The sequence below is a fragment of the Pedobacter africanus genome (genome assembly GCF_900176535.1).
In the GTDB taxonomy this organism is placed as follows: Bacteria; Bacteroidota; Bacteroidia; order Sphingobacteriales; family Sphingobacteriaceae; genus Pedobacter; species Pedobacter africanus.
Genome location: NZ_FWXT01000003.1, coordinates 328,185 through 350,609 on the forward strand (window position 1 = coordinate 328,185; position 22,425 = coordinate 350,609).

Genomic DNA, 22,425 nt, shown 5'->3' on the forward strand with positions numbered 1-22,425 from the left:
TTTACGTTGTTCCGGCTTTGCTGTTGAATAATTGGTAATATGTACCTTTTAAGGCCAAAAGTTCTTCATGCGTTCCTGATTCTGAGATACAGCCTTCAGTAAGCATATAAATATAATCTGCGTGTTTAACCGCCGATTGCCTGTGGCTGATGATCAGGGCAGCCCTGTTTCCAATCCTTTCCCTTAATGAATCAAATAACTCCTGTTCAGACCGTGCATCTAGGGCACTTGTAGCTTCGTCTAATATAATAAAGCGGGAATTGCTGTAAAATGCCCTGGCTATAGCTAATTTCTGCCATTGGCCTATGCTCACTTCATGCCCATCTTCAAAAATGCGGCCCATAACCGTATCGTAGCCCTCCGGGAATTTATCAACAAACATATCGGTACCTGAGTTTCTGGCCGCCTCTACAATTTCCTCCGGTTTTCTTGATAAACTATGGATGTCACCAAACCTGATGTTGTCTGCAACACTGAGGTTGTATTTTCCAAAATCCTGAAAAACAGCACAGATCTGCTTATGATAATCTGTACTGCTGAAATTTCTGATGTTCTTGTCATCCAAGGTAATTTCTCCTGAAGTTGGGTCGTAAAGTCTGCAGAGCAATTTCATTAAGGTTGATTTACCAGCTCCGTTGCTGCCTACTATTGCAACAATTTTTCCTGCAGGCAGTTTTAAACTAATATTGCTAAGGGTAGGTTTTGTGGCATGTGGATAAATGAAATTTACCTGCTTTAGTTCCAGATCTACCTGCTGGGCGGTAGGAAGGGGCAAAGGTTGCGCAGGTTCGGGTAAATTGCTTTTCAGGTCAAATAATTCAAATAAACTCTTGACAAAAATATTATTTTGATAAAGCGTAGAGATACCTGATGACAGATTTTGTAAAATGGTAAAGGATTGGGGAAATGCGATAAAAAACAAAGCAATATCACCTACGCTTGTTGTTCCGCGAATGCTGCCTATTGCGATGTAGGCAATGCAGGAAAAAAAGCCAAGTGTAGCTATCGACGAGGTCATGATCTCCTTAAATGTTCGTTGTCTGCTGATCTTAAGCCGGCCCTCCAGCAATTCCAGACGGATGGCAACGTATTTTTTTCTGATGTAATGCCCCAATCCGAACCCACGTATTTCTTTTGCATGTATATCAGAAGTGATCAATGAACTCATATAGCCTGATTTCCTTTCCAGCGCGGTTTGTGAAAGCCTGAGTACATTTTGAATATCTGCAAAATTGATTCGTACCCATAGTGTAGGTATAACAAACAGGGCCAGGATTGGAAATAGTCTCCAGTCAATCGAAACCAGCATTGAACCGATAAGGATCAGCATTACGGAATTTTTTGCAATATCTACCATTGTAGCCACTATAAGATTGGGACGGTCGCTTCCCATATCCCTTGCCCTTTTTAGGATATCGAAATACTCAGGGCTTTCATAAAAAGAAAGGTCCAGGGCAATAGCGCTCCGGTGAATCTTATCGTCAACATATTCGGCCACCTTTGCTGCTTGTTTTTCGATAATATAGGCAGATATCGCTTTTACAGAAACATACAAAATAGCTGACAGTGCGGCAAGTAGCAAAAGATTTACTACCATAGGTTCATCCTTCAGGTTGTTGGCACCATGTTTTGAAAGTGTGTCTACCAGCAACTTTATCAGGTAAATAGAAGCGTAAAACAAAGCACTTTCAATCAGGATAAACAAAATAGAAATCAACATCCATTTTTTAGATGCAGTTCCAATTAATTTAAGTATTCGGATGATGTTTAAGTTAGTGCTTAATTTCTGAACTTTACTGGCAAAGGATTTTATCATTGTACAGGCAGGAAAGTATGGGTTTGTAATGAATAAATACCAAAAGTAGCAAAATTACACTTCTGTTACCTGCTTTTTTTTATTAAAGAAACTGAAAAACGTATGTAGGATATAATTAGCAAACCTGGATAAGGGCTTTTCAATGACAATGTGCAACAGCCATGAAACTATCAGTATTACAAAAAGCAAACCGAATAAAAGCAGGTCGGCCTGAACTTTGTTACTTAAATACCAATAAAAAACAAGGAAATAGACGTGGAAAAGATAGAAAGGATAAGAAATTTCTCCTAAAATCCTGGTAAATGCACTTGCCCTGATGTTTATTTTGTTGGTTGTTATGAGATAAAAGACCAGATAAATTAAGGTAACCAATGCGCAAAATATTTCATAACTGAACTTTATCTGGTCCCTGAAAAGGTCTTGAAGATCAAGCGCCATCATTTTTCCGGTTACAAGTGTAATGGACAAGCAGGCAATAAGCAAAATGTACAGTGGCCATTTGGTGCCAGCTTCTTTTTTAAGTAAATAAAATAGCATTCCAGCTGCGCAGGATGGGAAAAAGTTTTGTAAACCCGCTTCTCGGTCGAGTGCATGAAATGCACAATAGACCAGTACCATGGCAATCACTACAAGCACTCTTTTCCAGAGCTTAAAGAGGATAATAAACCCGATAAAAAAATAGAAGAGCAATTCGACGATAAGTGTATAAAAAACGGGGTTTATGATGGGGGCACCCAGAAAGGGGGGAATCATTGTTAGATTGGCCAGAAATACTTTGAATGAGCTGTATTCCAGGTAGCTGTGTCCAACAAGCCGTGGCAAAATAAAGGCTGCCAGGCAGCTAACCCAATACAAGGGGTAAATTCTAGACAAACGCGCAATGGCGAAATCTTTCAGGCTACGGTTTATGGAGGTCATTGTAATGACATAGCCGCTGATTATAAAAAGTATCAGCAAAGCCACACGTCCGTACCGAAATACAGGTGCCCATTTAAGGTTTTCGGGTACAATCTGATAGCTAACGTTAAAGGTATCTGTATAATGGGCAAAGAAAACAATAATAACGGCCAGGAAACGAAGCAGGTCAAGTGCTCCATCCCTTGTATTTTTTTTGGCTGTGGTTTGGTTCATCTTATAAAGATATATTTTCTTTACTGATCAGGGTTTATGCATATGCATTCAATAGATCTATAACATGTAATATATCGGCCTCTGTATGCGCAAAGGAACAGGGCAGGCTTAAGGTTGTGCTGTGTATTTCTGATGAAAGCGGGAAATCCATCTGGTTCATTGCTGATAAGGCTTTTTGTTGATGCGGTGCAATAGGGTAGTGGATTTCGGTACCAATGCCATTGTCACTCAAATAAGATTTGATGCGGTCACGTTCGGGATGCCTGATATTGAAAATATGGTAAACGTGTTTGAAATCCTGATCAACAACAGGCCTGATAAAAGTCTCCTTCAGTTTTTCATGGTATAAACCCGCAAGTTTAATTTTGTGTGTATTGATCTGATCCAGGTAAGGTAGTTTAATACTTAAAAATGAAGCCTGTATTTCGTCCAGCCTGGAGTTATAACCAACAAGGTTGTTGTGGTATTTTTTTTCGGACCCATAGTTCCTCAGCTGCCTCAGGATTTCATAATCGCTTTCAGTTTTGCATATTACAGCGCCGGCATCACCTAGTGCGCCCAGGTTTTTTGTTGGATAAAAACTGAATGCCGCAAAATCGCCAAATGTTCCTGCAAGCCTGCCTTTGTAAGTTGCCCCATGCGCCTGAGCGCAATCCTCTATCAATTTCAGTTTTATTTTTTTTGTGATGGTAAGTATCGGGTCCATTTCACAGCATTGTCCGTACAGGTGTACCACCATAATTGCCACTGTTTTGGCGGTAATGGCTGCTTCTATTTTTTTTGGATCAAGGTTATAAGTCTGGATATCCGGCTCCACAAAAACAGGTATCAGTTTACATTGTAATACAGCAAGTATACTGGCGATATAGGTATTTGAAGGTACAATAACTTCTGAACCTTCAGGAAAATTGCAGCACCGGAGGGAAAGCACCAGTGCATCAAGGCCATTTGCTACCCCAACTGCATACTTTTCATGATGATAGGCTGCAAAATCCTTTTCAAATACAGCCACCTCATTACCAAGTATATACCAGCCATGCGCTAAAAAATTATTGAATTTCGTTTTAAATTCAGTTTCAAAGGGCTTATTGAGCGTTTTTAAACTTTCGTATGGTATTGTAAGGCTCATATATGTAGTCTTTTGGGTCAAATTCGGTAGATGCCAGTACAAGCAGTATAGCATCCTCGCTAAAGTCGTGCATCACATGCCAGTCAACCGGTTCAAGGATCAGGCATTTTTCGGGACTATCAAGAACGAAAGTCTCAATTTTTTTATTGTTGTCATTTGTAATACTGCATGAACCTTTTATACAGATTGCTGCCTGGTGGGTGTCGTGATGGCGGTGCCCGCCACGGTCAGAATTGTCGACAGCATAGATATAAAAAAGCCGCTTGATTTCAAAATTTACAACTTTGTCTAACACCGTAAGAATTCCCCGGGTATCTTTAAATGTTTTCAGGTTAATGATGTGCGCCATAGGCGGCTAAGATAATATATATTGGCAGAAAATTACTTGCTGATTTTTACAAACAAAAGAATTACTTTTATCATCTGAATGAATATAACCTCCATCATTACGGTAAACTATAACCAGCCGGCAGTTACCATCGATTTTTTGAAGTCGGTTAGAGCAAATACAGACCAGAATAATGTTGAAGTGATTTTGGTTGACAACGGCAGCGTAGAAAACCATGAAGCTGCTTACAGAGCAGCCTATCCAGCGCTTGTTTACATCCGCTCGGAAGAAAACCTGGGTTTCGCAGGAGGAAATAACCTGGGTATCAGGGTGGCCAAAGGAGACTATCTTTTGCTGCTGAACAATGATACCGAGATTTCGGACAACCTGGTTACTGCAATGGTTGCTGAATTTGAAGAACATCCAGAAATTGGCCTCCTATCTCCACTGATTCTCTATTATGAAAATCCGGGAGTAATACAATATGCGGGTTTTACACCTATGAATTATATGACCTGCAGGAATGAAGGGATAGGGAGTTTTGCAAAAAACAATGGTCAGTATGATAACGATAGCCGCGAAACCGCCTATTGCCATGGGGCGGCAATGATGTGCCGCAGAACAGATCTTGGGCAGGTAGGATTGATGGCGGAAAACTTCTTTTTATATTATGAGGAACTGGACTGGTGCGAAAAATTTAAAAAAGCAGGTAAAAAGATCTGGTTTACAGGAAAAACAAAAATATATCATAAAGAATCGATGAGTGTAGGTAAAGAAAGTAACATCAAGACCTATTTCATGACCCGTAACAGAATGCTCTTCATCCGTAGGAATACAGGGCCGTTGAATACGCTGTTTTTTAGCCTGTATTTTATTTTGATTGCCGCTTCAAAACAAATGGTACTGTATTTAATGAAGGGGCGCGGGGACCTGGTAAAATGGGTGATAAAAGGGCTATGGTGGAACTTTACCCACAGTAAAAATAGTAATGAACTCGGATTTAAAATTGTATAAAATAAATGATTATCGCATTCTGGATCAGCCTCTTTTTGGTTATATATACTTTTATTGGCTATGGCATTGTATTGTACTTATTGGTGAAAATTAAAAGAATATTTACAAAAACTGCTGAATTTTCTAAAACTGCCGATCTTCCTGCGGTAAGCTTACTTATTGCCGCTTACAATGAAGAAGACATCATTATAGAGAAAATAAACAATACACTTGACCTTAACTATCCAAAAGACAGAATACAATTTCTGTTCATTACCGATGGATCTTCTGACCGGACGGCTGAACGGGTAAGGGAATTTAGGGAAGTGGTTTTATTACACGAAGATGCACGTTCGGGAAAGATGGCAGCGATAAAGCGGGCAATTCCTTTTATTACGGGAGATATCACCGTATTTACCGATGCCAATACCTTCCTGAATAAAAATGCAGTACTTGAACTGGTAAAGCATTATCAAAACCCAAAAGTAGGGGCGGTAGCAGGCGAGAAAAGAATTCTGGTAGAAGAGAAAGCAGATGCAAGCTCTGCTGGCGAAGGATTTTACTGGAAATACGAATCCCTGTTAAAAAAATGGGATTATGAACTGTATTCAAATGTTGGCGCTGCAGGAGAATTGTTTAGCATCCGCACCGCGCTTTACCCGCCGGTGGAGTCGGATACGATAATAGACGACCATATGATCGCAATGAGAATAGCGGAAAAGGGATATATTATTGCTTATGAACCTGGGGCCTATGCCATGGAAACTGCGTCTGCAAATACAGCCGAGGAACTAAAGCGTAAAATAAGGATTGCGGCAGGAGGTATCCAATCTATACTCAGGTTAAAGAAGGCCGCCAATCCATTTTATTATCCTGTGCTTACTTTTCAATACATCAGCCATAGGGTATTGCGGTGGACTATTACCCCCTTTTTATTGATTCTGGCTTTTATCCTTAATGTAGTTATTGTAGCGTCTGCGGGTAATCCGCTTTACCAGGTTACCCTGGCACTACATGTATTGTTTTATATGCTCAGTTTAGCAGGATTGGTTTTTGAATCCAAAAATATCCGTATAAAGGCTTTCTTTGTGCCGTACTATTTTTGCTTGATGAACTATGCAGTGATGGCTGGCATATTCAGGTACTTCAGAAAAGCGCAGAGTGCCGCCTGGGAGAAATCGAAAAGAAAATAGATTGCTATAACACAGTCCAGTAACTGCAGGGATTGTGGTTGCTAAGTGCAAGTGTAAATAAGCAATCGGATTGAATAAAACTATGAAGCTGATACTGTTGGCCTATTCTGCTGGGTGTGTCTGAAAGTATATTGACGAGAAAGAGCTGATCTGTTAAGCCTTCGCCACTGGCCTTAAGTAAGGCTTCTTTACGTGTCCATAACATATAAAAAAGCTGGGATCTGACAGCTGCGTTGCTGTTGATGAAACGGATTTCTTCGGTATCAAAAAGTTCGGGCAAAAGCAATTCAAAATCAAAACCTGGGTTGAGCATTTCCGCATCTATTCCTACCGGGGAAGAACTAAATGCAAGAAAGACATAATTTCCGGTATGACTCACATTAAACTCAATTCCTTGTGTGTATGGCTTTTTTTTTGCAGATAAATTGAATTTTATATCTCCTGCGGCGCAGTTGAGAAACCCTCCCAGAAAATCCCGCAGGAGATATTTGCTGACCAGGTACCTTTGCTGGTCACTTTGATTCAGGTATTTTGAAGCTTTAAGTACCTCTCCAGCCGTTAGGGTTTTGCTATACAAATCTCCCATTCGGGAAAAGTAGCGGTCAATCGCGACCTTAAACACATGATTTTCATTTAAATCCAGGTTCCATTGAACCGGAAGCGGTTTCCAGTTTACCTGGGATTGGAGTTCAGGTCCATTCATCCCGCATAGGTTCAATTTGTTTCGCGGCCTGGTCGAGTTGTTCCTGCAGCTTATCTGCAAGTATGGAAACAAAGCGTGGTTCAAAGAAATCGAGATGTCCTATTGGTACATTTATCCTTGTAAGGCCTTTACTTAAAAATGGCCCCCATCCGTTACTTTCATAATTGTTAAAATAAGTAGTTTCCGGATCATTGCTTTTAAACAAGTAAGCATGCCCGTCATAAGGCTTGAAATGGTAATTTTTTAATGAACGGTCATGTGATTCTGCCAATTGTCGGATAGCATATTCAGGGTCATCCTTATTTATTTTTTTCTTTGGTTTGAGTCTGGCGTATATATTGTAAAGTGTGCCTGCAGTAAAATTGAATTTATCAATAATAAATGCTTTTGGATGACGTATAAAGAATTTGGAATTGACGATCTGTTTTTTGATAAAATACGATACCATCTGTAGTATTTTACCTTTTTTCTTTAATTCACAGTAATCATTGATGGTTACAAAAGAATCAAAAAAAGCAAGAAATGCCACTTCTTTTCCGAGCTCTTTAAGCTGCCTTGCCATTTCGAAGGCGACCACTCCGCCCGAAGAATAGCCTGATAGAAAATAAGGCCCTGATGGGTTATGAAGCATGATTTCATTCACATAATGGGCTGCTGTTTCTTCCGTGGTATGAAAAAGCACATCGCTGCCATTTAACCCTTTGGCCTGCAGTCCGTAAACAGGTTGTTCCGGATCTGCAACATTGGCCAGGTTGCGAAAGCCTAAAACATTGAGTCCCCATCCATGAACAATATAGAGTGGAGGTTTACCGCCTGATGTTTTAATTGGAACCAGAGAGTCCCAACTGATCCCTTCTTCATCAGCGTTCAGCAATTTTGCCAGTTTTTCGATACTCGGGTTCTCAAATAATGCTGCCAGGGGCAACCTTTTACCGGTTTCAGCTTCAATGGCCACCATTACTTTTACAGCAATCAAAGAATGCCCTCCGATTTCAAAAAAATCACTGTCGATACTGATGTTACTGATGCCGAGTGCATCAGACCATATTTTTGCCAGTATAATTTCCTGGGGTGTTTTTGCAACTTTCAGCACTTTAGTTTGCTGGTCGGAAAAATGGCTAAGCTTTGGTATTGCCTTGCGGTCTATTTTTCCGGTTGCAGTTAAAGGGAACTCCTTTAACAACACAAATTCAAAAGGTATCATATACTCCGGAAGATTACTGCGTAGGTTATCTTTCCATTGTTCAATGTTTTCCTGGCTTAAACTGCCAAGCTGGTGGGCTGTAAGATTTGCGATCAATCTCGTGTTTCCGGATTGGTCTTTTTGTACGGTAACTACCGCCTGTTTGATCTCCGGTTCCTTGTTCAGGTAAGCTTCAATTTCTCCAAGTTCGATCCGGAAACCGCGTATTTTAACCTGGTTATCTTCCCGGCCCAGAAACTCAATATTACCATCAGGCTGATATCTTGCCAGATCTCCCGTTCTGTATAGCCGAAGCCCTGGGAAATTCTTTTGTTCCAGTGTAATAAACTTTTCATTTGTGAGTTCCGGTAAATTCACATAACCCTCTGCTAAGCAGGTTCCGGCAATGCAAAGTTCACCTACCACACCAGCAGGCTCTTCTTTTAACTGCTTGTTTAAAATTAGGATCTGGGTATTGTCAATGGGTTTTCCAATAGGTGGCAGATTTGGCCATTGTTCAGGATCGCCGGTCAGTTCCAATTGCGTAACTACGTGCGCCTCTGTGGGGCCATATTGATTAAACAGCACACAGCCTTTTATTTTTTTAAAGAAGGAAACAATTTGCGGCGTAATTTTTAGCTGCTCGCCTGCTGTCATTACTTCTTTTAAAGCGTCTGGATAGGTACCTGTTGCTGCCGCACTTTCGGTCAATGACTGTAGCGCAACAAAGGGGAGGAAAATCCTGTTGATGCCTGTTGATTTTAAATGTTCGAGTAAACTTCTCGGATCGAGCCTGACTTCATCAGAAATTAATGACAGGTAACCACCTGTAAGTAGTGTAGAAAAGATTTCCTGAAAAGAAACGTCAAAAGGCAGGGGAGAGAACTGCAGGGTTTTACTGCCTACGCCAGCAATTGAACACTTAGCTTGCCATTGAAGTAAATTTACCAGGGCATCGTTGGCCATGCAAACGCCTTTTGGTTTGCCGGTTGAGCCTGATGTATGAAGCACATAAACCGGGTTATTGTCCGGTATGATCAATTTCGGTTCTGTATCCGGATAAGTTTTGCTGGCTTCAATTACATCATCAATGTAAAGCTTTCCTTCAAAACCTACATAGTTTTCGGCCCTATCTTTCTGGACGATAAGTAACTCAGGCCTGGCATTTAGCAGGATTTGAGAAATCCGTTCTTTAGGGTAGTTAATGTCTATTGGTAAATATGCTGATCCGGCTTTTATTATGGCCAGCAATACCACGATCATATCTGGCGTGCGATCTAATGATAATGCTGTAAAATGGCCGGGTTTAATTCCCGATTCAATAAGATAATGCGCAAGCTGGTTACTGCGCTGGTTTAACTGTTGATAGCTAAGGGTTTGATTTTTAAATAAAAGCGCTGATTTTGCTGCGTATTTTTTTGCAGCTTCGTTTATTAAGGTACCAAGTGCAGGCAGAACGGTTTTTTCCGCAGGTGTCTTTTTTTGAATAGATAGATCATCTGCAACGATCAGGGATATTTTATCCAGTAAAAGTGCAGGGTCTTTTGTAATCTGGCTGAGCAGGCCCGCAAAGCGCTGATGAAATAAATAGATCGTTTGGGGCGTAAATAAGGATTTGTTGTAATCCCATCTGATGGTCATGCTATCTACGTACTCTACTACATCCAGGATCAGCTCGAAATTCTCAAATGATTTCCGGTTTTCAACAAGTTCATTTCTGACACCCGAAAATGAAGCGCCTTCATCCATCCAGAGCGCAGTATTCATCACCACTGAAATCAATGGTGCGCGCGACTGGTCGCGGCTGGTATTTAAAATTTCGAGCAGGTGACCAAAAGTAATATCCTGATAACTGTAGGCTTCCAGGATTTCTTGTTTTCGCCTGTTTAAATAGCTTAAAAAAGCTGCATCTCCGTCAAGACTGGTTCTGAGCGGCAGCATGTTTACACAGTGCCCTATTAGGTTGTCTTTTACCTCCACCAGCTGACCTGCTACCGGCAGGCCGGTGATGATATCTTCCTGGCCGGTAAGGCGGTATAAAAGTACTTCAAGCGCTGCCCTAAGCGTAATGGCAATACTTGTGTTTGCAGAAACTGCTATTTTTTTTATGCCTGAAGCGAGTTTCGAGTCTATCGTATACGTAACGCGCTCACTTTCATAACTGCGGTTTTTGGGGCGTGGAAAATCAAGCGGGAGTTCCATCACAGGTAATTCTCCCTGAAATTTACCCAGCCAATAGTTTTCAATGTCCTTATAATCTGCAGTACCGTAATATGCCTGTTTTTTCAGGGCATACTCACTAAACAGGGCCGGTTCATCAAGGCCGGTAGGAGTGTTATTTACGATTGCCGAGTATAAAATGCCAAGTTCGTGCATCGCAACCCCATAAGACCAGCCGTCGAAAACGATATGGTGGGTTGCTATGGTAAAATAATGCTGCTGATCTGATAGTTTTATCAGAAAAGTTCTAAAAAGAGGCCCTTCGGAGAGATCAAATGGCGTACTGGTATTTTTTACAGAGAGTTCCTCAATAAACTGATTTTGATCTGCTTCAGATTTTAAAGAAAGATCATAATAGTGCCAGTCAGCCTTTAAATGCTCACTGATATGCATTTCTGCACCATGTTTATGAAATGTTGCCCTTAGCGATTGATGCCGGTTAACCAGTTGCTGTATTGAAGATTTTAACGCATCAGCATTGAGGCTGCCATGAAAATACTGTGAAAATGACAGGTTAAATGCTTTGCTGGCATCCGTGCCGCCGAGTTCACAGGCCAGCCAAATCTCTTTCTGAGGATCTATAGTTGGTACATGAATAATATTGGGGGTACCCCCACCGGGAAAAGGGTCGTCCTGATCGCCAGGGCCGCCCTCATCATCACCGCCATCGGGTGAGTCGGGGGCAATCACTTTAGCCAGTTTCTGAATGGTGGAATTCTCAAACAATGTGGTAATCGGCAAACGGATACCCGTTTCTTTTCCAATTGCCAGCATCACCTTAACGGCGATAAGCGAATGCCCGCCAAGCTCAAAGAAATTGCTGGTGATGCTGATCTTTTCAATGTTTAACAGCTCAGACCAGATGCCTGCAATCATTTTTTCAGTAGCTGTGCGGGGTTCAACTACACTGCCTTCATTTTCCTGACGGGATTCATGATCTGGCTTAGGCAGGTTTTTACGGTCAATTTTCCCGTTACTGCTAACCGGCAACTTATCCAGGGCAACGTATTCACCTGGTATCATATACTCGGGGAGTACATTTTTTAATTCATTTTTCAGGAGCTGAAGCTGGTGTTCCGGAATATCGATGACGTTTACCTCATGATCGTTTTCCAAGCCATATTCTTTTGCCGATTTAACCTGTAGTTGTTCTGGTTTTGAAGGAATAGCATTTCCGTAAGCCTCAGGAATAAACACAGCTTCAACATTTCCATCTTCGCCATTGGCAGACCAGCGTACATGGGTTTTGTAGCCTGATTTTTCGCCCAACTCCCAGAGATCGGTAGGGTTAATGCCAGAAACAGGAAGCTGCTGAAGCTTCTCTTTCAGCTGTTTTACACTTGTTTGTGCATCAGCCCCTTGCACCAGCTGCATTAAAGCCACGTCTTTACTTACCCTGCGGTTTGGAATGGCAGTAACCTGTACCACTTTTCCTTTGTTTGCCGACAGGCATTCTGCTATCCAGCCGATGCCGGCACCTTCATATTTCAATGATACCTCAGGGGCAACTACATTTGGAACATCGCCGCCAATATATAACCAAACGTCGTAATGGCACTTAGTGGCTTCGTTGGAATAATCACCACCCCGTATTTGAACATCTACGGCTTTTATTTCCGGCAAAATGTTGGGCAGGAAGTAGAAGAAATCAACGTCAATGGAAATTTCTTCTTCTTTTCGGATACGGAAATCTGAGATCTTTTTAAAATCGGCTACAGAAACGTCGTCTTTCGTAATACCAAGCTGGTCATGATAAAAGTGCATGGTAATGGCATCTAAAGTCTGCGGGTCCCCAATGTAGATACAACCACCAGCTCTTACTGCTTTTACCGCACCTTCAATTACTTTAAGCACATAACTTAGGCTTGGGAAATACTGAACAACCCCATGGAAGAATACCAGGTCAAATGAATTGTCATCAACGCCGGTAAAATCATCAGCAAGTGCTTCATATGCGCGTACATGTTTCCATTTTTCAGGTGCAAGGGCCAGCTTTTCTTTAAGTTTGCTAATGGCAACATGAGAGTAATCTGTAGCTACATACTTGTTTACTTCCTGTCCCAGGGTAAGCATCAGGTGGCCTCCGCCAGTTCCAAGCTCCATAATATCATTGGCTTTTAATGCCCTGATACGTTTTAAGCCTTCATTTGTCCATTCAATTCCATGTTCTCTTATATTTTCATCAGTATTGTATTGAGAAATAATGGCAATATCCAGGTTCTGTTCTTCCAAAGGAAGGTCCTGTTCATTCTGAACACCCAGCTGGTAAAGGTCTTCCCATCTTTCCTGCCAACCGGTACCATCTTTCTGGTCGGGAACAATATAAGCTACCAGACGCTGATCGCCAGCTTTATCCTCTCTTGCAATAACTACAGCTTCTTTTACACCTCTTTGTTTAATGAGGTGGTGTTCAATCTCTCCTGGTTCTATCCTGAACCCTCTGACCTTCAATTGCTGGTCAACCCGGCCAAGACATTCAATATCATTGTCCTGGTTCAGTTTCCCTAAATCCCCTGTCCGGTATATCCGTGTTGGGGTAGGGTTAATGAAATTATTTGAAGCAAAACTTTCCGCAGTCAATTCCGGACGGTTCAGGTAACCGCGTGCAAGTCCGGCCCCTGCAATACAGATTTCGCCCGGCACACCATCGTTGACCGGATGCCCATAAGCATCAAGAAGATATACCTGCGTATTGTTTATCGGCTTCCCGATGGTAGTACTTTTACTGTCTTTTTGCAGTTGCTTGATGATGGAATAAACGGTGGTTTCGGTTGGGCCATACATATTCCACACTGCATCACAAAGATCCAGCATACACCCGGCCAGATCAGCAGGGAATTGTTCGCCTCCGCAGAAGGCGCGTAATCTGGAATTAGGTTTCAAACCGGCTTCCACCAGAATTCTCCATGAAGAAGGTGTAGCCTGAACAATGCTCACGTTTTGTTTCTCTATGAGGTCCAGAAGGAGGCGGCCATCCTTGATGTCGTTCGTTTCTGCCAGAACGATGCTGGCACCGCTGATCAAAGGCAAATACATTTCTACCCCGGCAATGTCGAATGATATGGTTGTAGAGGCCAGGAAGCGATCAGAGGCCTGAATCCCGGGAGCTTTTTGCAGGCTCAGCATTAAGTTGGTAATGCTGTGGTGCTCAATTAACACGCCTTTAGGCCTGCCGGTAGATCCTGAGGTATACAAAAGGTAAGCGAGGTCCTTGCCAGTAACTTTTAATGCAGGAGGCTGGTCAGAAAGCCCATCCGATCCAGACCAGAGTTGTTCCAGTTGAAGAATTTTTGCAGATGACGCAAATACCGAGTCTTTTGGCTGGTCTGTGAGCAGAAGGGATGCACTGGAATCAGTCAGCATAAATTCTATACGCTCGTTAGGAAGTTCCGGATCTATAGGCAAATAAGCTGCCCCGGCTTTCAGGATACCTAATATGCTGATGATTAACCTTGGCGAGCGTTCTAGCTTTATGGCTACAATATCTCCTGTTTTAAGACCTTCTTTCCCGATAAAATAATGCGCCAGCTTATTGGATTGCATTTCGAGTTCCTTATAGCTGATTTCCTGATCTTTAAAGTATATGGCCGTTTTTAAGGCATTCTCAGTAGCAGATTTACCAATCAGTTCTGCTATTGCGGTATCTTCAGGGTAGGCGACTTTAGTATCGTTGAAATTGGAGGTTTGCCCGGTTTGTTTCTTATCCAGTAACGAAAGTTCACTAATCCTGATGTCTGGGTTGTTTACCACTTCCTCCAGCAGAATGGTAAATTCCTCCATCATTCTTTTGATACTTTCTGCTTTGAACAGTTGGGTGTTGTACGACCATTCCAATGTCATCGATTGCTGTGTCCCTGTGGCATTCATGAAAATTTCAAAACTCTCGTATGCCCTTGGATTGGAGATCAGCTGGTGTTCAAGCCCATAGAATGAAACATTTGCATCCATTCCCATATCGATGTTGAACACCACTGGAACAAGCGGAATTCTTGAACTGTCGCGCGCCATGTTCAGTTTTTTCAGCAAGCTGCCAAAAGTAAACTGCTGGTGTTCATAATCGTTAATTACTTTCTGCTTTCTGATCTTCAGGTATTCCATGAAGGATTGATTGCCTTTAGGTTTACTCCGTAAAGGCAAAAGGTTTACGCAATGCCCCACCAATACATTATGGCCCGTTGCAGATTGCCCTGCGGCCGGCAGGCCCAATACAATATCGGTCTGACCTGTTAACCTGTGCAGGTAAATTTCAAAGGCAGCCATTAGTGTACTTACCAGACTACTTCCTGCTTTTGCACCGGTTTTCCTTACAGCCTTAAGCAAGTCCTGGTCAAGCGTGAAATCGTCACGCCTGCTTTTATAGGTACGTAATGATGGACGGGGATAATCTGTAGGCAAATCCAGTACGGGTACATTCCCAGAATACTCATTTAGCCAATACTGCTCAGTTTTTTTATGTTCGTCAGATTGCGAAAAACGTTCGAGCTCGTCAGCATAGTCGCTAAATGGAACTGGTGTCTCCATTACTGGCTGCTGTCCCTGAGCATAAGCCGAGTATAATTTTCCAAGATCTTCCAGGATGATACCGAATGACCATCCATCGCATATAATGTGGTGGGCGGTTAACCTTACAACATGTTCAGTCTCGCCCAGTTTATAAATAACCGGGTTGAAAAGGGGGCCATCCATTAAGTTAAAGGCAGATTCAGCATCTTCCTGATCAATTTCTTTCAACCGCTTTTGTTGCTCAGCAGCAGGCAGGGCCGAAAGGTCTTCATAGGAAATAAATATTGGATTGTCTTTATAGATACACAGGCTTTTTCCATCTGCGCTTATGGTTGCCCTTAAAGCCTCATGACGGTTTGCAACTTCATGTATTGCCTTTTCCATGGAATTGTGATCAAAAACACCGCTCAGAATTAGCGAAACCGATTCATTGTACGAACGGTTCGCATCTTCTCCACCTATTGCACAGGAAGCCCATATCTCTTGCTGTGACTCAATCGCAGGGATACTTTTGTCGAGTTCACCACCTTCAAAGGGATTAAAATCTACGGATGTCAGGTTATAGTCGTTATTCATTAAGTTCGTTTATAATTAAGATTGTACTTGCAGGTATTTTCCAGGATTATTTTCATCTCTAACAAACCAGGCAGGGTTTCCTTCTCTGTCTTTGCCAAGTCTGGCACCTGGAACAGGAGGTTTTCTGGGATCGTGATGTGTATTCTCTTTGGTGTTTTCCCATATATGTTGAGGAATCAAACCTACGTGTTTAAGTTCTTTCACACTTTCTTCGAATGTTGAAATGATCCGATCAATATCGGCTCTCTGGTGTGCTGTGGTAAGGAAACAAGGGAAGCCATCTAAAATATGGATGCCTTTATCCCGCATCAGTGTAAAGAGCAATTCGCTGTAAGCATATTCTGTATGGTACTTGATTTTCCATACAGAGCAGAACTGGGCAATATACATCGGTGTCTGATATTGCCTGCAGATATGGTTTAGCTGGTCGGCAAGATATTGTGCATTGGCGTTCAGGTTTTCCTGCAGTGCAGGCCCTTGTTCCTTCATATAGGTTAGGGAAGCCCTGGCGCTGGCCAGTGCCAGCGGGTGCCGGACAAAAGTCCCTGCAAAATAGGTAACGCCAGCTTCGGGAGCTGAATCGTCTCCAAATTGCCATGTGCCACCATCAAGTGCATCCATGTAAACCTGTTTGCCGGCAATAATACCAATAGACATGCCCGCACCAACAACTTTACCGTAGGTTGCAATATCGGCTTTAATGCCAAACATGGCCTGTGTACCTCCAGGATGGAACCGGAAACCAGATACCACTTCGTCAAATATCAATGCCGTTTTAGAGGCTTCAGTAATTTTTCGTATTTCTTTAAGGAAATCTATCGGCTGGAATTCAGGGCGCCGGCTTTGAACAGGCTCTACCAGTACAGCAGCAAGTTCATGCGCCCGTTCTTTAATAATTTTCAGGGATTCCTCAGTACCGTAGTCAAGAATCAGCATGTTTTGTACCGCTTCTGGCATGATACCGGGAGCAGCAGGGAAGGATTTCAGTTTTTTGCTGCCCCTTACAATTACTTCATCAACAATACCATGATAAGAACCTGTAAAAGCGACAATCAGTGATCGTCCTGTAACTGTTCTGGCTATGCGCATGGCACCCAATACAGCTTCGGATCCGGTGTTACATAAACCGGCCCTGTCAAAACCCGAAAAATCGCAGATCAGTTTGCTCACTTCTCCGGCTAATTCGTGCTGTGGGCCTATCTCATATCCTTTTTCAATCTGATCTATCAGCGCTTTTTTTATGAAATCAGGCTGATAGCCGAGCATGTTTGAGCCAAACCCGTTCAGGGCATCGATAAATTCATTGCCGTCAATGTCCCAAATGCGGCAACCTTTTGATTTTTCAGCAACAATAGCATATACCAGCTCTTTTGTGGCGGGCTTGAAGCCCGAAACCACACGCGGGTCGGCCATATAAGGTCTATGTTTTTGGGTATAGGCCTTACTGCCTTTGGTTTTTTCGTTATATCTTTTTGTAAGATTGCTCAGAAAATCCTGCTGTGCGCTGGTCAGTTCCGCAGATTGCTTCTCTATTCTTGCTGTAGCACCAAAAGGTTTCTTAATTTCTGCCAGTTCCTCAGAAGAAAGTTCATTCAAAGAACTGTCATGGATATGGTTGTTTGCATTGTTTTGTGGTACATGGACAGCAACGGTTGGGGAAGAAACACCGTTTTGCAAAACCGCGATCTGTTGCGCCAGAAACTGCAGCTGTTGTCCGATCAGGTCTATTGCAGGGTTATTTCCGTTTGAACTGAACTGAACAGCTTGCGGCTGAAAGGATGTTGCCAGGTTTTGAACCGGGGCGCTTTCGACGGGAAGTTTTTTATCCAGGTGACTGGCCAGGGCGTCCATCGTATTTAGCTCTTCGTTTAGCTGACGAAAGGTAATGTTCTCATTAAATTCTTTTTTTAAGAGCAGTGCTGCCTGGGTTAGCAGCAAAGAATCGAGCCCTGCTTCCATAAAATTCATTTGCGGCGTAACTTCATTCATTTCGATTCCGGAAGCATTTTCCAGGATTTCTCTGATCTTACTTATCAGATGCTCTTTTCTCATAGGTTTTGCTAATGTTTTTGAATTGTTTGTTAAGTCTGAATGATTTTGAATCATTGGCTTTTCCGGTATTGCAGCAGCACGGTTAACCGTCAGATTTGGTTTCAGCCAATAGGTCTTACGTTGAAAAGCATAAGTTGGAAGATCAGAAATACGGTTACCTTCCTGATCTTTATAGAATGAAGACCAATCAATTTCCTGCCCGCTTACCCAAAGCTGGCCCAATGATTTCAGCAGGGTCTGACACTCTGCCAGTGGTTGTGATTTGTTTTCAATGGATGACAACACTAGGAGGTTACCGGTACTTTGCTGCCTCATAAATGTTGAGGTTACTGTCCCAGGGCCCATTTCTATGAAGACTCTTTTTCCGTCGCTGATCAGCATTTTTGCCGCATCCTCAAACAAAACGGTCGATCTTAAATGATGTGACCAATAGGAGGGGTCTGTAGCCTGCGCTTTAGTTAGCCAATCGCCGGTTACGGTGGATGCGACAGTTACAACCGGCTCATTTAATGTTACAGTACGTACAATTGCTTCAAAAGGTTCAATTACGCTGTCCATCATTGCTGAGTGGAAAGCATGACTGGTATTTAGCAGTCGATTGGGGATATTATTGGCATCCAACATAGCTGAAAATGCTTCAATAGCAGGTGTTGGGCCAGCTACTACCTGTAAATTAGGACTGTTTACTGCTGCTATTGAAATAGCAGCGGGCAGCATTGCACGGAGTTGTTCGGTTGTTGTTCTTACAGAAAGCATGCTCCCGGCAGGCAGGTCACTCATCATCCTGCCGCGGGAAGTAATTAAAAGTACTGCGTCCTCTAATGAGAATATACCCGAAAAATGTGCTGCCACAAACTCTCCGATGCTATGGCCGATGAAAGCGGAAGGATGTATGCCCCAGCTCATCCATAATTTGGCCAGTGAATACCCTAAGGCAAATAATGCCGGCTGGCTGTATCTTGTATTCTGCAATTTCCCGGCGGCATTTTCCACGGTTTCGGCAGGATAGATAACGGCAAGTATATCTTCTCCCATTTCTTTTGAGATGATCGCGCAGCATTCATCCATAGCCTGGCGAAATACGGGTTCTGCATTGTATAAATCACTTCCCATGCCAGGATACTGCGCGCCCTGTCCGGGAAACATGAATGTAATTGGCCTGTCTGTGGTGTCTGCAGTGCCTGAATTGGCGGCCACAAGTGTTTCATTACTTAAAATTTCGGTCAGCTCTGGTGTATTACCTGATAAAACGAAATTCCTGAACCTGAACGCTTCTCGATAACTGCTGAGGTTGTAGGCGAGATCGTTAAGAGAGGTATCTGGATGTTGAGATAGGTAACTAGCCAGTTTTGTTGAATATTGACTCAGACTGGCTTCATTCATAGCCGACCAGCTGACCAGTTTCAGTGGTCTTGATGTTTTGCTGTGCTGAAGGGTAGCAGCTTCAGCTTCTTCAAGCACCACATGTACATTTGTTCCGCCTACGCCAAATGAGCTCACACCAGCACGTCTTGGTCCATTGCTTTGCCATGTTTTTAAGGTGTCATTTACAATAAAGGGACTATCGGAAAAGCTGATGTACGGATTTGGTTTACTATAATTAATTGATGCTGGGATTTGTTTGTGGTATAGTGCGAGCGTTGTTTTAATGAGACCTGCAACCCCTGCAGCATGTGTAAGGTGCCCCAGGTTACTTTTTACGGATCCGATAGCACAATACTGCTTTTGGTCGGTCTCACCAAATGCCAGTTTAAGCCCCTCTATTTCAATAGGGTCGCCGAGGGGAGTAGCAGTACCGTGTGCCTCTATATATGAAACTGTAGAAGGGGCAATTCCTCCGTCTTCAAGGGCCATAGTGATGCATGCCGCCTGGCCTTCGGCACTTGGTGCAGTAAAACTGCCTTTTTTGCCACCGTCATTGCTCAGGCCAACTCCTTTTATTACCGCAAATATCAGATCTCCATCAACCTCTGCCTGTTTTTTGCTTTTTAGCACAACCACTCCTGCGCCATCACTGAATAATGTACCCCGGGCATCTGCGTCAAACGGCTTGCAATGACCATCTTTGCTTAACATGGCCCCTTCTTCATAAAGGTGTCCACTATTTATTGGTGAAGTAATGGATACCCCGCCTGCAATGGCAACATCACATTGGCCTTTTCTAATACTTTCTACCGCTTGGGCAACGGCCAGCAACGATGTTGAACAGGCTGATAATACAGTTACAGCAGGACCTTTTAAATCCAGCGCATATGCAGCCCGAGTTGATATATAATCTTTATCGTTTACGGTTACCACTTGCAGTCCACCTGCGTTTTCAACCATTTCTGCGTTGCCGATCACGTTGTTTACCAGGTAGGTGTTGTTCGCACAGCCCGCATATACCCCTATGGCACCTTCATAACGCTGGGGCATGTATCCTGTTCGCTCTAATGCCTCCCAGCAGATCTCCAAAAAAACACGGTGCTGCGGGTCCATCAGTTCGGCATGTTTCGGTGTAATGCCAAAAAAAGAAGCATCAAAATCTGTAGCATGGTTAATGATTCCGCGTGCTTTTACATAGTCAGCAGAATTTCTTACGGTCGGGGGAATGGAAGAGTCCAATTCGTCATCTTTAAAGAAATGTATCAGTTCCTTTCCCTGAATGAGCGCTTCCCATAATTCTTCTATGCTGTCTGCCCCGGGAAAACGTCCTGCCATTCCAATAATGGCGACGTCATTATCCTGCTGATTATCTTTATGCAATTTTTTCTTTTTATGTTGTGGCTTATTTTTACGACCATCTATAAAAGCCGCAACACCAGCTACAGTTGGGTACTGGTATAATTTGGTAACCGGCAACACCAGGTTCTGCTCCTTTAGTATGGCAACTGTTTTTTGGGCCAGCAATGAATTCCCACCCAATTCGAAAAAATTGTCGTGGGCGCCAACACGCTTAACGCCAAGTAAAGTTTTCCATATTGTCGCGAGTTTAATTTCGGTTTCGCGCTTTGGTTCTGCGAAAACTGTACTTAGCAATTCTGACGCATCCGGATTCGGAAGTGATTTTTTGTTTACCTTTCCATTACTTGTAAGCGGAATCTCTTTTAAGGGTACCAATAGCTGAGGTACCATATAATCAGGTAGTTGTTTTTGTATAAAGTAAAGAATAGCATCTTTATCGAAAGCGCCAGATGGAACTACATAACCGATAAGTCTGTTATCGCCATTATGCTCACGCGCAATCACAATAGCATGCCTTACACCGGGGGCCTGTTGCATCACGTGCTCAATTTCGCCCAATTCAATCCTGAACCCACGGATTTTAACCTGATCATCTATCCGGCCGAGATATTCCAGCGTACCATCTGGCAATTTTTTCGCAAGATCACCTGTTCTGTACAACCTTGCTCCGTTATTGGCACTGAAAGGGTCTTTTATAAACCTCGATGCGGTCAGTTCAGGTAAATTCAGGTATCCCCGGGCCAGGCCATCACCACCAACATACAATTCACCCGGCCTGTCATCCTCAAGTAGTTTTTGCTGTTCGTCCAGAATAACGGCATATAAGGTAGGTATGGGGCCGCCAATCACACTGATATTGCTCTCTAAATGTCTTTCCTCTATTTGCTGGTAGGTTACATGTACGGTTGTTTCTGTAATCCCATACATGTTAATTAACCTGCAATGAGGGTAAAGCAGGTACCATGGTTTAATCTTGCTGGGATTTAATGCCTCACCTCCAAAAATAACATATCTGACCTTCAATTCGCTTCTGTTTTCTCGATGTATCACGTGCTCCTGAAGGATGTAGAAAGCTGATGGCGTTTGATTCAGTATAGTTACTCCTTCCCTTATCATCAGCCCGGTAAATAGTCCTGCGTCTTTAGCTGTGTCTTTGGACACGACAACCAGTTTTCCACCATACAACAAGGCACCGTACATTTCCCATACTGAAAAATCAAAACAAAATGAGTGAAACATCGTCCATACATCGGTTTCATTAAAATCAAATAACGGACGATCATTAATGAACAAGCGGTAAACATTCCAATGCGTGATCATTACACCTTTAGGTCGTCCTGTTGAGCCAGAGGTATAAATAATGTAGGCCAGGTTATTACCGCTCAGTTCATAGTTAATATCCTCTACCGGCTCCTTGTCAATAAGGTGCCAGTCCGTATCCATGTTCAGCAAATGCAGATGAACACGTTCAGAAAAAATAGAGTTGTTAACAGATTGGGTAATTACTACTTTTTCGCCAATATCGTCAAGCATATAGGCTATTCTTTCAGCAGGGTAGTCTGGGTCAATCGGCACATACGCAGCTTCAGCTTTCAAAATGCCCAATATTCCTACAATCATATTCAGTGACCTGTCGAGGCAAATGGGGACAAGACTTTCTTTTTTTATGCCATTTTTTTTCAGATATCTCGCAAGCTGGGTAGATCGGGTATCAAGTTCTTTGTAAGTGAGCTGCGTATCTTCAAAGACAACAGCTATGTTTTCAGGCGTTTTTTTTACCTGTTCAGAGAATAAATCAACAATAGTGTTTTTATCAAACATATGTAAAACTGAGCGCTTAATTTCTAATTATCCGGTTATAGCATGCTTGAATT

Annotated in this window: 9 protein-coding genes; 2 read left to right on the forward strand and 7 right to left on the reverse strand. The window is 42.7% G+C overall.

Features of this window, described 5'->3' with window-relative positions; translation table 11 throughout:
* Nucleotide 1 precedes the first annotated feature (1 nt).
* Genes B9A91_RS18585 through B9A91_RS18600 form a run of 4 tightly spaced genes read right to left on the reverse strand, consistent with a single transcriptional unit; the run spans nucleotide 2 to nucleotide 4,425 of the window.
* A complete protein-coding gene (locus B9A91_RS18585; protein ID WP_084240527.1) occupies nucleotides 2-1,816 on the reverse strand; it encodes an ABC transporter ATP-binding protein in 1,815 nt (604 codons plus the stop codon).
* A 54-nt stretch (nucleotides 1,817-1,870) separates the two neighbouring features.
* On the reverse strand, nucleotides 1,871-2,947 hold the full coding sequence (locus B9A91_RS18590; RefSeq protein ID WP_084240528.1) for an acyltransferase family protein: 1,077 nt from the start codon (nucleotides 2,945-2,947) through the stop codon (nucleotides 1,871-1,873).
* 34 nt (nucleotides 2,948-2,981) lie between these two features.
* Nucleotides 2,982-4,076, reverse strand: coding sequence for a DegT/DnrJ/EryC1/StrS family aminotransferase (locus tag B9A91_RS18595; protein ID WP_084240529.1), 1,095 nt, complete (start codon nucleotides 4,074-4,076; stop codon nucleotides 2,982-2,984).
* Nucleotides 4,033-4,425: a sugar 3,4-ketoisomerase gene (locus tag B9A91_RS18600; RefSeq protein ID WP_084240530.1), complete on the reverse strand. Its 393-nt coding sequence runs from the start codon at nucleotides 4,423-4,425 to the stop codon at nucleotides 4,033-4,035. The genes B9A91_RS18595 and B9A91_RS18600 overlap by 44 nt, the downstream gene beginning before the upstream one ends.
* A 78-nt stretch (nucleotides 4,426-4,503) precedes the next feature.
* On the opposite strand from B9A91_RS18600, the gene B9A91_RS18605 reads away from it, so the two are divergent.
* Together B9A91_RS18605 and B9A91_RS18610 are read left to right on the forward strand one after the other, a co-directional pair.
* A complete protein-coding gene (locus B9A91_RS18605) occupies nucleotides 4,504-5,418 on the forward strand; it encodes a glycosyltransferase family 2 protein (RefSeq protein WP_084240531.1) in 915 nt (304 codons plus the stop codon).
* Nucleotides 5,419-5,423: 5 nt separating this feature from the next.
* The gene (locus tag B9A91_RS18610; protein WP_084240532.1) at nucleotides 5,424-6,590 is read left to right on the forward strand and encodes a glycosyltransferase family 2 protein; all 1,167 of its coding nucleotides are present in this window, start codon (nucleotides 5,424-5,426) and stop codon (nucleotides 6,588-6,590) included.
* Between the two features lie 4 nt (nucleotides 6,591-6,594).
* On the opposite strand, the gene B9A91_RS18615 is transcribed toward B9A91_RS18610, so the two are convergent.
* From B9A91_RS18615 to B9A91_RS18625, 3 genes are read right to left on the reverse strand one after another with little or no spacing between them, the layout of a single operon-like run.
* Entirely contained in the window at nucleotides 6,595-7,293 is a 699-nt protein-coding gene (locus B9A91_RS18615) for a 4'-phosphopantetheinyl transferase family protein (RefSeq protein WP_084240533.1), read from the reverse strand.
* Nucleotides 7,280-15,775: a non-ribosomal peptide synthetase gene (locus B9A91_RS18620; protein WP_084240534.1), complete on the reverse strand. Its 8,496-nt coding sequence runs from the start codon at nucleotides 15,773-15,775 to the stop codon at nucleotides 7,280-7,282. Before B9A91_RS18620 ends, B9A91_RS18615 begins: the two co-directional genes overlap by 14 nt.
* 15 nt (nucleotides 15,776-15,790) lie before the next feature.
* Nucleotides 15,791-22,372 (reverse strand): type I polyketide synthase, encoded by a 6,582-nt coding sequence (locus tag B9A91_RS18625; RefSeq protein WP_084240535.1) that lies wholly within the window; start codon nucleotides 22,370-22,372, stop codon nucleotides 15,791-15,793.
* Nucleotides 22,373-22,425 lie beyond the last annotated feature (53 nt).

Bases quoted from the DNA above. Each gene is read 5' to 3' on its own strand.
- B9A91_RS18585 (WP_084240527.1), bottom strand. From the start codon at position 1,816: ATGATAAAATCCTTTGCCAGTAAAGTTCAGAAATTAAGCACTAACTTA.
- B9A91_RS18590 (WP_084240528.1), bottom strand. From the start codon at position 2,947: ATGAACCAAACCACAGCCAAAAAAAATACAAGGGATGGAGCACTTGAC.
- B9A91_RS18595 (WP_084240529.1), bottom strand. From the start codon at position 4,076: ATGAGCCTTACAATACCATACGAAAGTTTAAAAACGCTCAATAAGCCC.
- B9A91_RS18600 (WP_084240530.1), bottom strand. From the start codon at position 4,425: ATGGCGCACATCATTAACCTGAAAACATTTAAAGATACCCGGGGAATT.
- B9A91_RS18605 (WP_084240531.1), top strand. From the start codon at position 4,504: ATGAATATAACCTCCATCATTACGGTAAACTATAACCAGCCGGCAGTT.
- B9A91_RS18610 (WP_084240532.1), top strand. From the start codon at position 5,424: ATGATTATCGCATTCTGGATCAGCCTCTTTTTGGTTATATATACTTTT.
- B9A91_RS18615 (WP_084240533.1), bottom strand. From the start codon at position 7,293: ATGAATGGACCTGAACTCCAATCCCAGGTAAACTGGAAACCGCTTCCG.
- B9A91_RS18620 (WP_084240534.1), bottom strand. From the start codon at position 15,775: ATGAATAACGACTATAACCTGACATCCGTAGATTTTAATCCCTTTGAA.
- B9A91_RS18625 (WP_084240535.1), bottom strand. From the start codon at position 22,372: ATGTTTGATAAAAACACTATTGTTGATTTATTCTCTGAACAGGTAAAA.